Origin of the sequence: Pseudonocardia sp. DSM 110487 (genome assembly GCF_019468565.1) — a bacterium.
Lineage (GTDB): Bacteria > Actinomycetota > Actinomycetes > Mycobacteriales > Pseudonocardiaceae > Pseudonocardia.
Genome location: NZ_CP080521.1, coordinates 9,805,815 through 9,819,376 on the forward strand (window position 1 = coordinate 9,805,815; position 13,562 = coordinate 9,819,376).

General features: G+C 73.3%; 14 protein-coding genes. 7 read left to right on the forward strand and 7 right to left on the reverse strand.

Annotated features, from left to right (window positions below):
- The first annotated feature begins 69 nt into the window (after nt 1-69).
- On the forward strand, nt 70-882 hold the full coding sequence (locus K1T35_RS45910) for an NAD(P)H-binding protein (RefSeq protein WP_220257900.1): 813 nt from the start codon (nt 70-72) through the stop codon (nt 880-882).
- On the opposite strand, the gene K1T35_RS45915 is transcribed toward K1T35_RS45910, so the two are convergent.
- Nucleotides 879-2,480, reverse strand: a complete 1,602-nt coding sequence (locus K1T35_RS45915) for an acyl-CoA synthetase (RefSeq protein ID WP_220257901.1) — start codon at nt 2,478-2,480, stop codon at nt 879-881. The genes K1T35_RS45910 and K1T35_RS45915 overlap by 4 nt on opposite strands.
- Before the next feature lie 72 nt (nt 2,481-2,552).
- On the opposite strand from K1T35_RS45915, the gene K1T35_RS45920 reads away from it, so the two are divergent.
- On the forward strand, nt 2,553-3,845 hold the full coding sequence (locus K1T35_RS45920) for an amidase (RefSeq protein ID WP_220257902.1): 1,293 nt from the start codon (nt 2,553-2,555) through the stop codon (nt 3,843-3,845).
- On the opposite strand, the gene K1T35_RS45925 is transcribed toward K1T35_RS45920, so the two are convergent.
- Together K1T35_RS45925 and map are read right to left on the reverse strand one after the other, a co-directional pair.
- Complete coding sequence (locus K1T35_RS45925) at nt 3,785-4,657, reverse strand: MOSC domain-containing protein (RefSeq protein ID WP_220257903.1); 873 nt, start codon at nt 4,655-4,657, stop codon at nt 3,785-3,787. The genes K1T35_RS45920 and K1T35_RS45925 overlap by 61 nt on opposite strands.
- 100 nt (nt 4,658-4,757) lie before the next feature.
- Nucleotides 4,758-5,537, reverse strand: a complete 780-nt coding sequence (map, locus tag K1T35_RS45930) for a type I methionyl aminopeptidase (protein WP_220257904.1) — start codon at nt 5,535-5,537, stop codon at nt 4,758-4,760.
- Between the two features lie 33 nt (nt 5,538-5,570).
- Here map and K1T35_RS45935 point away from each other — a divergent pair, with 33 nt between their 5' ends.
- Nucleotides 5,571-5,837, forward strand: a complete 267-nt coding sequence (locus K1T35_RS45935) for a helix-turn-helix domain-containing protein (protein WP_220257905.1) — start codon at nt 5,571-5,573, stop codon at nt 5,835-5,837.
- Nucleotides 5,838-5,924: 87 nt separating this feature from the next.
- On the opposite strand, the gene K1T35_RS45940 is transcribed toward K1T35_RS45935, so the two are convergent.
- Together K1T35_RS45940 and K1T35_RS45945 are read right to left on the reverse strand one after the other, a co-directional pair.
- A complete protein-coding gene (locus K1T35_RS45940) occupies nt 5,925-6,542 on the reverse strand; it encodes a hypothetical protein (protein WP_220257906.1) in 618 nt (205 codons plus the stop codon).
- A gap of 2 nt (nt 6,543-6,544) precedes the next feature.
- On the reverse strand, nt 6,545-7,708 hold the full coding sequence (locus K1T35_RS45945) for a pyridoxal phosphate-dependent aminotransferase (protein WP_220257907.1): 1,164 nt from the start codon (nt 7,706-7,708) through the stop codon (nt 6,545-6,547).
- Nucleotides 7,709-7,757: 49 nt separating this feature from the next.
- Here K1T35_RS45945 and K1T35_RS45950 point away from each other — a divergent pair, with 49 nt between their 5' ends.
- On the forward strand, nt 7,758-8,183 hold the full coding sequence (locus tag K1T35_RS45950) for a pyridoxamine 5'-phosphate oxidase family protein (protein WP_220257908.1): 426 nt from the start codon (nt 7,758-7,760) through the stop codon (nt 8,181-8,183).
- A 5-nt stretch (nt 8,184-8,188) separates the two neighbouring features.
- Here the strand turns inward: K1T35_RS45950 and K1T35_RS45955 are convergent, their stop codons facing one another.
- Nucleotides 8,189-9,181 (reverse strand): alanine racemase, encoded by a 993-nt coding sequence (locus K1T35_RS45955; protein ID WP_255621379.1) that lies wholly within the window; start codon nt 9,179-9,181, stop codon nt 8,189-8,191.
- A gap of 23 nt (nt 9,182-9,204) precedes the next feature.
- Between K1T35_RS45955 and K1T35_RS45960 the strand changes: the two genes are divergently transcribed.
- Together K1T35_RS45960 and K1T35_RS45965 are read left to right on the forward strand one after the other, a co-directional pair.
- Complete coding sequence (locus K1T35_RS45960) at nt 9,205-10,521, forward strand: multidrug effflux MFS transporter (protein WP_220257910.1); 1,317 nt, start codon at nt 9,205-9,207, stop codon at nt 10,519-10,521.
- A gap of 218 nt (nt 10,522-10,739) precedes the next feature.
- Entirely contained in the window at nt 10,740-10,976 is a 237-nt protein-coding gene (locus K1T35_RS45965) for a CGNR zinc finger domain-containing protein (protein ID WP_255622788.1), read from the forward strand.
- Here K1T35_RS45965 and K1T35_RS45970 read toward each other — a convergent pair.
- Complete coding sequence (locus K1T35_RS45970) at nt 10,930-11,556, reverse strand: YitT family protein (protein WP_220263279.1); 627 nt, start codon at nt 11,554-11,556, stop codon at nt 10,930-10,932. The genes K1T35_RS45965 and K1T35_RS45970 overlap by 47 nt on opposite strands.
- Before the next feature lie 96 nt (nt 11,557-11,652).
- Here K1T35_RS45970 and K1T35_RS45975 point away from each other — a divergent pair, with 96 nt between their 5' ends.
- Nucleotides 11,653-13,554 carry a TPM domain-containing protein gene (locus K1T35_RS45975; protein WP_220257912.1) on the forward strand — a complete coding sequence of 634 codons (1,902 nt, stop codon included), beginning with the start codon at nt 11,653-11,655 and terminating at the stop codon, nt 13,552-13,554.
- Nucleotides 13,555-13,562 lie beyond the last annotated feature (8 nt).

Here is a 13,562-nt window from a genome sequence, read left to right on the forward strand (position 1 = left end):
TGTACTTACCAGAAGAGAGCACCAACCCTACGGTCGGTTCTGTTCACGCACCAGGGAACGGAGAAGAGCATGTTCGTCATCACCGGGGTGACCGGGAAGCTGGGCCGGGCGGCCATCGAGGACCTGCTGACGCGGGTGCCTGCCGGAGAGGTCGCCGCGGTGGCCCGTGACCCGCGCAAGGTCGCCGACCTCGCCGGGCGTGGCGTGGAGGTCCGCCATGGCGACTACGAGGACCCCGCCTCCCTGCGCGCGGCGTTCACCGGCGCCGACGTCCTGCTCTTCGTCTCGTCACCGGACATCACGCCCGGTGTCCGGGCCCGTCAGCACGGCAACGTGGTCGACGCCGCCGTCGCCGCGGGCGTGGGACGGGTCGTCTACACGAGCGCGACCGGCGCCGACGACGGTCAGGGGTTCCTCGCCGACCACACCGTCACGGAGGAGCTGCTCGCCGGGTCTGGCCTTCCGCACACCCGGCTGCGCAACACCTTCTACATGGAGGTACTGGTCAACCCCGGCCTCCGCGCTGCCGTCGACGCGGGCGAACTGCTCGGCGCCGACAACGGCGTGCCGGTCAACCTCGCGACGATCGCCGACCTCGGGGTCGCCGCCTCCGTCGCGGTCAGCGGAGAGGGGCACGCGGGCGCCGTGTACGAGCTGCGCGGCCCGGTGTGGACGCTGGCCGACCTCGCCCGCACCGTCTCCGAGGTCTCCGGCAAGGACGTCGCCTACCGGCCGGTCCCGGTCGAGGAGCTCGGCCGGGCCGGCTTCGTCCACCAGCTGATCGCGTCGGGCCTGGTCTCCCAGCCGTCCGCCGACCTGGAGAAGCTCATCGGCCGCCAGCCGACGGGCCTGCGCGCGGCGGTCGAGGAGGCGCTCCGCTAGGTCGTCTCCTCGGCGGCGAGCTTCGCGTGCTCCGCGCGGAGCTCGCGCTTGAGGATCTTGCCGCTGGGGTTCTTCGGCAGCGCGTCGGCGAACACCACGTACTTCGGGCACTTGTAACCGGCGAGGCGCTGCCGGGCGTGTGCCAGCACGGCGTCGGTCGTGAGCGCGGCGTCCGCCTTCGGCACGACGACCGCGGTGACCGCCTCGATCCAGTGCGGGTGGGAGATGCCGAACACGGCAACCTCGGCCACGCCGTCGAGGAGGTAGATCGCCTCCTCGACCTCACGGCTGGCCACGTTCTCGCCACCGGTCTTGATCATGTCCTTCTTGCGGTCGACGACCGACAGGTAGCCGTCGGGGTCCATCACACCCAGGTCGCCGGAGTGGAACCAGCCGCCGCGGAACGCCGCCGCGGTCTTCTCCTCGTCAGCGTAGTAACCGAGGGCGGCGTGCGAGCTGCGGTGCACGATCTCGCCGATCTCACCCGGCGGCACCGGGTCGCCGTCATCGTCGACGAGCATCGTCTCGACGTTGATCGCAGGACGGCCCGCGCTGCCGGCCTTCGGCAGCTGCTCGTGCGGGCGCAGGATCGTGGCGAGCGGGGCCATCTCGGTCTGGCCGTAGAAGTTCCAGAGCTCGACGTCGGGCAGCCTGCGCCGCAGCTCCTTGAGCACCTCGACGGGCATCGCCGACGCGCCGTAATAGCCCTTGCGCAGGCTCGACAGGTCGCGGGTGTCGAAGTCGGGGTGGCGCAGCAGGGAGATCCACACCGTCGGGGGACAGAACAGCTTCGTGGCCCGCTCTGCCTCGATCGTGGCGAGCAGCGCGGCCGGGTCCGGCCCGGGCAGGATGACGCTGGTGGCGCCCAGGTAGACGTCGACGGAGAAGAAGCAGTCCAGCTGCGCGCAGTGGTACATCGGCAACGAGTGCACCTCGACGTCGTCGGTGCTCATCCCGCCGTCGATCACGCACGAGACGTACTGCGCGATGAGCGAGCGGCTCGACAGCATCACGCCCTTCGGCCGCGACTCGGTGCCGGAGGTGTACATGAGCCGCAGCGGGTCGTCGTCGGCGATCGCCACCTCGGGGTCGTGGGCGGGGCCGGCCGTCCACCAGTCCGCGACGTCCTCCCAGCCGTCTGCCGCACCGCCGATGCGGCCCCGCACGCCGTCGGTCAGCCCGGCCTCCGCGAGCGCCTGCTCCGCGGTGCCGGTGAGCGCGTCCTGCGCCACCATTCCGGTGGCCCCGGAGTGGCCGAGGATGAAGGCGATCTCCGACGGCCCGAGCATGAAGTTCACCGGCACCAGCACCACGCCCAGCTTCGCGGTGGCGAACGCGATCACCGCGTACTCCCAGCAGTTGCGCGACAGCAGCGCCAGCCGGTCGCCCTTCGCCACCCCGCGGGCGGCGAGCGCGTTGGCCGTGCGGTTCACCGCCGCGTCGAACTCCGCGTACGTGAAGCGGCGGTCGCCGGACACCACCGCGAGCTTGTCCGGGTACCGCAATGTGGTGCGCCGCAGCAGGTCGCCGACGCCGTGCTGGCGGGCGCGGGCGATGGCGGCGGTGGTGTCAGCGGTGAACGGCGCGGCGTCGGGCATGTCCGGATGATGCCGGACCTCCCGCCGGCAACGCACCTGTCCGATCGTCGATGGGCGCTCTACGGTCAGGGGGTGGCCACGATCGTCGACCGGATCGCGAACGCCGACACCGACCTGCACGCCTTCGTCGACGAGCCCGGCCGCCCCGTACGCATCGCCATCGAGGGCGATCGGATCGCGGGGCGGTGGCCAGACCCCGGGCACCTGCCGCCGCTCTACGGAGCCCTGCTCGGGGTGAAGGACATCTTCCGGGTCGACGGCCTGCCCACCCGCGCCGGTTCCGAGCTCCCGGCGGAGGAGTTCGCCGGGCCCGAAGCCGTTGCGGTCACGCGCCTGCGCGACGCCGGGGCGATCGTGGCCGGCAAGACCGTCACCACGGAGTTCGCGTACTTCGCGCCCGGCCTCACCCGCAACCCGCACCATCCCGAGCACACGCCGGGCGGGTCGAGCAGCGGGTCGGCGGCCGCGGTGGCCGCCGGGATCGTGCCGCTCGCGCTCGGCACGCAGACCGTCGGCTCCGTCGTCCGCCCTGCCGCCTACTGCGGGTGCATCGGCTTCAAGCCGACGTACGGCCGCGTGCCCTGCGACGGAGTGATCCCGAACGCGCCGACGTTCGACACCGTCGGCCTGTTCGCCACCGACCTGACTCTCATGACGGCCGCCACGGCGGCCCTCGTCTACGGATGGGCCGCCGATCCAATCGGCGGACGCCCGGTGCTCGGGGTGCCGGCAGGCCCCTATCTCGACCAGGCAGACGTCGGTGCGTGCGGGGCGTTCGCCGCGCAGATCACCGGATTGCGCGCGGCCGGGTACGAGGTGCGCGAGGTCGCGGCGTTCGACGACATCGCGCAGGTCAACCAGCGGCAGATCGTGGTCAACCTGGTCGAGCTGGCCCGCACCCACGAGCCGTGGTTCGACCGGTACGCCGACCGCTACCGCTCGCGGACGGCCGCGGCCATCCGCGAGGGCCGCTCGATCGACGCCGCGACCTACGCGGCGGCGCTCGACGGCGTCCACGCCTTCCGGCGCACCCTGCCCCACGTCATGGCCGATGCGGGCATAGACGTCTGGATCTGCCCGTCAGCCACCGGGCCCGCGCCGCGAGGGCTGGACACCACCGGCAGCCCGACGATGAGCGTTCCGTGGACCCAAGCGGGCCTCCCGGCGCTGTCGCTACCGGCGGGCACGGTGGCCCGCGAGCCGGGCGGCCCGGCGCTCCCGGTGGGCCTGCAGTGCGTGGGCCGCCCCGGGGCCGACGAGCAACTGCTCGCGTGGGCGCCGGGCATCGCGGAGGCCCTGCGCAATCATCGGAGCTCGTGCTCCTCGCCCACCGCTAGTTCGCCGCCGGCCGTGACGTCCGCGTAGGTGCCTGCGCACGCCCACGTCCCCAGGCCGGGGATCTCCACGCGGTTGTGCTTGGCGATGGTGCGGAGCGTGTCGGGGTCGCGGGGCAGGTCGCCCTGCGCGAGCGTGGTCATGACGCAGCGCATCGTCGGGATGGAGGCCGCGACGGTGACGCCGCCCGCGAACGCGATCGATCGGCCGGCCCACGTGTTCTCCGGGAAACCGTCGCCCGGTTCGTCGAGCACGACGTTCGGGCGGTAGCGCCGCTCGTCGAACGTCGCGGCGGGGGCGAGCTCGTGCAGCCGCCGCAGCGTGGCCGTGGTGAGCAGGTGCAGCACGGCGAGGTCGAAGAACGCCGGGTGCGGGGACATCGCGGCGAGGTCGAACCGGCTCACCCGCTCCCCGGTGTCCTCGTCCCGCACGCGGGTGCCCGCGATGACCGCCTCCGGGGCGAGCCCGTCGATCTCGGGCCACACCTCCTCAAACCCGGCGCCTTCCGGCGGAGTGGCGACCAGCCGGACGTCGCGGCCGATGGCGGCGCTCAACCCGGCATCGATATCGGCGTCACCGCTGTGGTGGACCGAGCCGTCGGGGAACGTGATCTCGACGGACGGGGCCACGTCGCGCTCCGGCTCGCCGACGCAGCGGGCCGAGAACCCGAGCAGCCCACCCCACCGGCGCGGCACCTTCGCGCTGGCCACGGTGCCGGTCTCGACGTCGACGAGGGCGTAGGCGCGGTCACCGACGATCCCGCTCTCGTCGATCCGGCAGCGCTCCAGCGCCTCGCCGAGCATCGACTTGACGGGATAGCGGTACAACGCTGTGACAGCCACCACTGGTTTCTAGCAGGCTCGACGGCCGTCCGCGGCGTCGGCGTGAACCGGACAGCAGCGCCGCGAGCAGTACGTCAGCGCGGACGCAGCGCCCGGGTCGTCAGGAGGTGGGGCGGCCTGCGGTGAGGACGCGCGGGCCGGCGTCCGTGATCGCGATCGTGTGCTCGGCGTGGACGGCGCGGCTGCGGTCGGCCGTGCGGATCGTCCAGCCGTCGCGGTCGTGGCGGTAGGCGTCGTGGCCGCCGGCCTGGAGCATCGGCTCGAGGGCGATCACCAGCCCCGGCCGCAGCGGCATCCCGCGCCCCGCCCGTCCCTCGTTGGCCACGCTCGGCGACTCGTGCATGGAGCGACCCACGCCGTGCCCGCCGTGATCGGCCAGCAGCCCGTAACCGCCCGCGCGAGCAACCGCGCCGATGGCGTGCGCGATGTCGCCCAGCCGCGCACCCGCGACTGCGGCCGCGATGCCCGCGGCGAGCGAGCGCTCCGCGGTCTCGATCATCGCGGCATCCCTCGGGTCGCCGTCGCCCACAAGCGTGCTGAACGCGGCGTCGGCGCACCAGCCGTCGAGGTGCACGGCGAGGTCGACGCTCAGGATGTCGCCCTTGCGCAGCCGCTCCCGCCCCGGGATGCCGTGTACGACGGCGTCGTTGACGCTCGCGCAGATCACCCCGGGATAGGGGACGGGCGCCCACGACGGGTGGTAGCCGAGGAAGCTCGGGGTCGCCCCGGCGTCGGCGATCAGATCGGCGGCCAGCGCGTCCAGCTCGCCCGTGGTGACGCCCGGTGCGGCGTGGGCGCGCACGGCGGTGAGCACGTCTGCCACGATCTTTCCCGCTGCCTCGCAGGCGTCCACCTCTGAGGCGGTCTTCAGCTCGATCATGCCGATAACTATACCGGTATTACTATTGGGCGCATGGTGCGCGTCCCGCTGACCCCGGCCGATCGCGAACGCGGCGAGCGGCTGGGCATGCTCCTGCGCGAGGCACGCGGTGACCGCAGCCTCGTCGACGTGGCCGCGGCTGCCGGGATCTCGGCGGAAACGCTGCGCAAGATCGAGACCGGGCGGATTCCGACACCCGCGTTCTTCACCGTCGCCGCGCTCGCCGACGCGCTCGGCCTGTCCCTCGACACCATCGCCGCCACCACCACGCTCGCCGGCGTGCCCTTGCCCTCGACCTGATTCCACGCTGATCGGCCAGGCCAACCGGCTCTCACCGGTCGCCGACGCGAACGGTGTCCGGCAAGACGCTGCTGCTCGTGCCGCAGGTCACCCGACGAACGCGAAGAGCCTGCGGACGCCGTTCAGCGGCGTCGACGGGGCGCGCAGCACGCCCGCGCCCACAGACCATGCCCGTCCCGGCACGGCGACGAACGCCGTCTCCGCCACGCCTGCCGCCGCGAACCACGCGCGTACGCGCGGGGTGAGGTCCGGCGCTCGCCGGTGCCGGGTCCATACGACCGTGCCGCCGGTGGTGAGCAGCGACGGCACCGCGGCCACGGTGCGCTCGATGTCCTCGTCCGGCACGTTGCCGAAGATCCCGCACAGGAGGAGCAAGTCGGCAGGCGCCATGCCGTCGTACGCCTCCGTCGTGCCGGCGTCGGCGATCAGCACCTCGATCGACGGCGGCGCGGCCGCCCTTGCGGTCGCCGCGAGCTGCGGGTCGAGCTCGACCAGCCGGCCGCGCACGTCCCCTCCGCGCGGGTGGGTGGCCAGCACCGGGAGCACGTCCCGCCCCTGACCGGCGCACAGCGAGAGCAACCGGAGCGGCCCTGGCGCGGCCCGGTCCAATGCGAGCACGATCTGCTGCCGCACGGCCGCAAGGCGCTGTGGCATGGCACTCGCCGGGTCGTCGTACTGCTCGTGCCAGCCGGTCCAGTCGGCCATCGTCAGCCCGCTGCTGCGCGCAGCGCCACCAGCCGCGACACCGCCTCGCTGAGCACCTCGTCGCGCTTGCAGAAGGCGAAGCGGACGAGCGACCTACCCAGATCAGGGTCGGCGCAGAACACCGACACCGGCACTGCGGCCACGCCCACCCGTTCGGGGAGGCTCCAGCAGAACTCGGCGCCGTCGGTGAAGCCGAGCGGCGTGACGTCGGTGACCACGAAGTAGGTGCCTGCCGTGTCGAACACGGTGAAGCCGGCCTCGCGCAGCCCTCCGGACAAGAGGTCGCGCTTGCGCTGCAGGTCGCCTGCCAGCCCCGAGTAGAAGGAGTCCGGCAGGCCGAGCGCGGCCGCGATCGCCGGCTGGAACGGCGCGCCACTGACGTAGGTGAGGAACTGCTTCGCGGCGCGCACCGCGGACACGAGCTCGCCGGGCCCGTGCACCCAGCCGACCTTCCAGCCCGTGACGGAGAAGGTCTTGCCGGCAGAGGAGATCGTGAGCGTGCGCTCGGCCGTCCCGGGCAGGGTCGCCATCGGGACGTGCGGGCGACCGTCGTAGATCATGTGCTCGTAGACCTCGTCGGTGACGACCACGGCGTCGTGCTCGGCGGCGAGCTCGCCGATCAGCGTGAGCTGCTCGCGGTCGAACACGGTGCCAGTGGGGTTGTGCGGGGTGTTGACCAGCACGAGCCGGGTGCGGGCCGAGAACGCGGCGCGCAGCTCGTCGGGGTCGAAGGCGAACCCGAGCCCGGACGGCCGCAGCGGCACGGGGCGGATCACCGCGTTCGCCAGCGCGATCGTGGCCGCGTACGAGTCGTAGTACGGCTGGAACGTCACCACCTCGTCGCCCGCCTCGCAGAGCGCGAGCACGGCGGATGCGATCGCCTCGGTGGCGCCCGTGGTGACGAGAACGGTGTCCGGGTCGACGTCGAGGCCGTAGAAGCGGCGCTGGTGCTCGGCCACGGCGGCACGCAGCTCGGGCACGCCGATCCCGGGCGGGTACTGGTTGATCCCGGCCTGGATGTTCGCCGCGGCGTCGCTGAGCAGCGAGGCCGGGCCGTCCGTGTCGGGGAATCCCTGGCCGAGGTTGATCGCGCCGGTCCGCAGTGCGAGCGCCGACATCTCGGCGAAGATGGTGGAGGTGTGTGCGCGCATGCGTTCGACCAGCATGGGTGCACGGTACGGCGAGATTGTCGGGGTGCGCTCCTACCCTCGGGTCATGCCGCTGTCCGTGGACGAACGCCAGCAGTTCCTCGCCGAGCCGCACGTCGCGGCCCTGTCCGTCGCTGCGGGGCCCGAGCGCGGCCCGCTCGTCATCCCGATCTGGTACCACTACGCGCCCGGCGGCGACGTCTGGTTCCACACCAACGTCGGCTCCCGCAAGGCGCGGCTGATCGAGGCGGCCGGGCGCGCGTCGCTGATGGTCGACCAGACCGAGCCGCGGGTCCGCTACGTATCGGTCGAAGGACCGGTCGTGCGCACGGAGCCCGGCACGATCGAGATGGTGCGCACGATGAGCGCGCGCTACCTGCCGGCCGATCGGGTGGAGCCCTACGTCGAGTTCGTGCAGAACGTGCTCGGCGAGCAGATCGCCTTCGTCATCCGGCCCGAGCGCTGGCTGTCGGCCGACATGACGGGGGACTAGGACACTCACCAGCCGCGCATGTCCACCGGCCACGTCTCCAGCACGGTGTCGGCGTCAACAAGGTGCATCCGCTCGTGCAGCGCCACCGTCGGGTCGACGTGGGCGGGGAGCACGCGCAGCCGCTCGCCCACGCGCACCGGTTCCTCGGGTGCGAACGTCGTGTGCTCGTCGGAGCAGAACCACACCTGGGCGCCCTCGATCGTCGGCAGGCCGTGGTCCATGCCGAGCGACTTGAGGCCGACGTCGACCACGGCGTGGTCCGGCGACACGGAGATCACCGTGCCCAGTACGGAGAGCGCCTGGCCGAACGGGTGGCCGATCTTGCCGTAGGCGGTGTCCATCAGCGCGTACGAGCCCGCCTGGATCTCGGTGGCCCATGTGTTGTCGAGGTAGGTGCCGGTGCCGCCGGCACTGATGATCTCGCTGCCCACGTCCTCGGCGGCCCGCACCAGGATCGCCATGGCATCGCCCGTCATCCGGGCGCGGTCGGCCGGGTCGGGCACGAGCATGAGGTGGCCCTCGTAGCCCATCACGCCGCGGACGTGCAGGCCCGCGTCGCGTGCGGCACCGGCCAGGTCGCCGGCCTTCTCCGGCGGGCAGCCGCACCGGGGCAGCCCCACGTTCACGTCGACGAGCACCTCGCGGACCCCGCCCGCGGCGGCTGCGGCGATCGTCTCGGGAGAATCGACGGCCACAGCTACCCGCGCCCCGTCCGCCACCAGCGCGCCGAGGCGGCGGGTGTCGAGCACCTCGTTGGCGAGCAGCAGGTCCGCGCCGAGGCCCGCGGCCGCCATCACCTCGCACTCGCGGACGGTCGCGCACGTGAAGCCGGCGTGCCCGAGCGCAGCCTGCCGCCGCGCGAGCGCCGTGGTCTTGTGCGCCTTGACGTGCGGTCGCAACCGCGGGCCGGGCAGGGCCGCGCTCATGGTCTCGAGGTTGGCGTCGAGGACGTCGCGCTCGACGAGCAGGGCGGGCGTGGTGAGGTCGGTGATCAGCACGGTCCCAGTGTCGTGCCCCACAGATGCGGGCGAGCCGGAATGCCGCGGTGACATTTCTTCTTGATCGATCAGTGACGCTGACTCCCACTCGTGTCCCAGAGGCAGTACCGGACACCGGGGGGAATCGCCTCCGGCTGGTCCTTGTGCTCGGCGCGTTCATCGCGCTCGGCCCGTTGACCATCGACCTGTACCTCCCCGCGCTCCCGACGATCACCGGGGAACTGCTCACCACCTCGGCCACCGTGCAGCTGACGCTCACCGGCACGCTGCTCGGGCTCGGCCTCGGCCAGCTCGTGATCGGTCCGCTCTCCGACCGGTTCGGGCGCAGGCGGCCGCTGATCGCCGGCGCCGCCGTGCACGTCCTCGCATCGCTGCTGTGCATCATCGCGCCGAACGTCGCGGTGCTCGGCGGGCTCCGCGTGCTCCAGGGCCTTGGCGCCGCCGCGGGTTCCGTGATCGCGATGGCGATCGTGCGCGACCTCTACACGGGCCGCGCCGCGGCCACCCTGCTCTCCCGGCTCATCCTGGTGATGGGAACGGCTCCGGTGCTCGCACCGACGTTCGGAGCCTGGCTGCTCGCGTTCACCTCGTGGCGTGGGGTGTTCGCCGTCCTCGCGCTCTACAGCCTGCTCCTCATGCCGATCGCGGCCCGCGCCCTGCCCGAGACGCTGCCCCCGCACCGCCGCCAGACCTCCGGCATCGCGGGCACACTGCGCACCTACCGCGGGCTGCTGCGCGACCGCACGTTCGTCGGGCTGATCCTGGTCGCCGGCCTGGCGATGTCGGCCGTGATGAGCTACGTCTCCGGCGCGTCGTTCGTGTTCCAGGAGCAGTTCGGGCTGAACCAGCAGCAGTTCGGCCTCGCGTTCTCGAGCGGCGCCATCTGGCTCATCCTCGCCAGCCAGCTCAACCCCGTGCTCCTGCGCCGCTTCGAGCCGCGCCAGCTGCTGCTCGGGGCGATCGCCATGGCCGCTGTGGCGAGCCTGCTGATGGTCGCGGTCGCCGTCTCGGGCGTGGGTGGCCTGTTCGGGCTGCTGCTCCCGCTCTGGCTGGTGCTGCTGTCCGTCGGCTTCGGGTTGCCGAACGCTCCCGCGGTCGCGCTCTCGGGGTACGGCGAGACGGCGGGCACGGCGGCTGCCCTGCTCGGCGCGACGCAGTTCGGCGTCGGCGCCCTGATCTCACCGATGGTCGGTGTGCTGGGCAACGACGCGATCGCCATGAGCATCGCGATCGCGGGTGGGCTGGTGCTGTCGCTGCTCGTGCTCGTCCTGGTGGTGCGACCGTGGCGGCTTCCCGACGTCGACCCGGTGGTCGGAGCGCTGGCCGCCGCCGAGGCCTGAGGTCCCCGCGTCCGCGCGGCGGCGACAGCCGGCGAGAGCGATGGCGAGGGCCGTCGCGCCGGCCACCGCGGCTGCCGCGGTGAAGCCCAGCTCGTAGCCCGCCACCTGCGCGTCCACCGTCCCGGTCCGCGGCCGGCGCCGCGCTCAACGCCGGGCGCCTCGTGACGAGTGCCGGCGCCGTGACCTGGGCATGGCCCCCGGACGACCCGTACGGGCCCGTGCACCGACTGGCGCACGCGGCCATCGGTCTTCTCGGCGACGCGACCGAGCTGCAACGGCTGCACCAGTGCGCTGCATGCCGCTGGTTGTTCCTCGACCACTCGCGCGGTGCCGGCCGGCGCTGGTGCTCGATGGCCGACTGCGGAACGGAGGCCAAGAAGCGCCGCTACGTGGCGCGGCGCCGCGAGCTCATGGCCGCGCGCGCACCACGACCAGCGGGAGGAACGCCTGGGTGAGCGGGCCGATCGCCAGCGCATAGAGCACGGTGCCGAGCCCGACAGTGCCGCCGAGCAGCCACCCGCATGCCAGCACGGCCACCTCGATGCAGGTGCGCACCAGGCGCACGGACCATCCGGTGCGCGCGGACAGCCCGGTCATCAGGCCGTCCCGCGGCCCCGGCCCGAGCCGCGCACCGACGTACGCGGCGGTCGCCACACCGTTCAGCACGACGCCGCCCACGAGCAGCGCGATCCGCGCCACGAGCGCGTCCGGGGCGGGCAGCAGCGCGAGCGCGACGTCGACGACCGCCGCGATCACGACGACGTTGGCCACCGTGCCGACGCCGGGCCGTTGGCGCAGCGGGATCCACAGCAGCAGCACGACGGCGCCGGTGATCCCGGTGATCAGGCCGAAGCTGAGCGGGGTCTGCCGGGTGAGGCCCTCGTGCAGCACGTCCCACGGGTTCAGCCCGAGGCCGCTGCGGATCTGCATCGCCATGCTCACCGCGTACAGGACGAGCCCGCAGAACAGCTGCGGCACCCGGCGGCCGGGGTTGCGGGTGACGGGGATCGGGCGGAGATCGACGACGGCCACCACCCCATCGTGCGTGATCTGGGCGGATCCGCCGATGGCCAATCCGGCGCCGGTGGACCGGCACGCGATGATGGTCACCTGTCGACCGCGGAGGTCACCGTGCGCAGGTTGTCCGTACTGATCGGGGTGCTCGCGGTGCTCGTGCTCGGCGCAGGCAGCGCCGCGGCCGATCCTCCGGCGCGACTGGCCGACCGCGTCACCGACCGGGCCGGTGCGCTCACGCCGGAGGAGGTCGCGCAGATCCAGGACGCGATCGATCGGCTGCGAACCGAGAACAACGTGGACCTCTTCGTCGTCTACGTCGAGTCGTTCGACGGCACCGACGGGCAGGAATGGGCCGACGAGACCGCGCGGCTGTCCCAGCTGGGCGCGGAGGACGCCCTGCTCGCCGTCGCAGTCGCCGATCGTGCCTACGGCGTGTCGGTCGCCGACGGTTTCCCCGTCGACCAGTCCCGGGTTGACGAGATCCGCACCGAGGACGTCGAGCCGCGGCTCTCCGCCGAGGCATGGGCAGGCGCGGCCATCGCCATGGCCGAGGGGCTGCGCTCCGGCAGCGGTGGCGGGTTCGGGCTCGGGCTCGCGGTGCTCGGTGGCGCTGCCGTGGTCGGTGCGGGCGCCTACGTCCTGCGCCGCAGGCGCCGCCGGACCGCGGAAGCGCCCCCGGCCCCCGATCCGCAGCCCGACGAGTTCGCCGGTGTCTCGACCGCCGACCTCGCCTACCGCGCCAGTGCCGCCCTGATCGAGGTCGACGACGCCGTGCGCACCTCCGAGCAGGAGCTGGCCGCGGCACGGGCGCATTTCGGCGCGGACGCCGTGGCGAGGTTCGCGGCCGCGCTGGAGCAGGCTCGCGCCGACATGCTGCGCGCGTTCACGCTGCGCCAGCAGCTCGACGACGACCAGCCGGAGGACGAGCGCGCGACACGCGCGTTGCATGCCGAGATCATCCGGATCGCCAGCGCCGCGGACGACCACCTCGACGAGCAGGTCGAGGCGTTCGACGCCCTACGAGGCCTGGAGGCACGGGCGCCCGAGTACGTCGCCGAGCTACGGACCCGCCTCGACGGGGTCCGCGCGCGGTTTCCCATGGTCGACGCGGCATGGGCGGCGCTGCGCTCCCGTTACGCGGCCACCGCACTCGAGCCGGTGGCAGGCGACCTCGACCAGGCGCGGCAGCTGCTCGCGGCCGCCGAGGCCGAGCTCCTGGAGGCCGAGGAGCACCTGGCAGGCGGCGCGGCCGCCGCCGTCGTCGCGGGCCGCGCGGCGGAGGACGCGATCACGCAGGCCGAGACCCTGATCGACGGCGTGGGGCGCCGCGAGTCCGAGCTGGCCGACGCGGCGGAGAAGGTGCCCGCCGCCCGCGCCGAGGTCGAGCTGGACATCGCCGAGGCACGGGCCCTGCCCGACGGCGCGCTCGCCCCGGTCGTCGCACGGGCGGAGGCCGCGCTCGCCGCCGCCGGCCAGGCAGCCGGCGGGCCGCAGCCGGACCCCATCGCGGCGCTGCGGCTCCTCGGTGACACCGGCACCGCCCTCGACAAGGGGATCGCCGACACCCGCGAGGCTGCGGCCCGAGAGCGCAAGGCCGCGGCCGCGCTCGACCAGGCCGTACTCACCGCGCGGTCCAGCGTGGCCGCCGCGGAGGACTTCGTCGCCACCCGGCGCGGAGCCGTCGGCGCCCGGGCGCGCACGCGGCTGGCGGAAGCGCGCCGTCACCTCGAGCAAGCCGGAGGAGCGGACCCGGTGACCGGGCTGCGGGAGGCGCAGCGGGCCGACGCGCTCGCTCAGGAGGCGCTGGCGCTCGCCCAGGCGGACGTTTCGCAGTGGTCCCGGCCGGGTGCGACCACCAGCACGGGCGTCGACCTCGCGGGCCTCGTCCTGGGCGGGATCCTCTCCGGCGCTACCAGCAGCTATCGGGGGCACCGGCGCGGCGGGGGTGGTTTCTCACCGGGCAGCTTCGGCGGCTCGGCCAGCCGGGGACGCCGGGGCGGTGGCGGCCGCTTCTGAACCCGCTC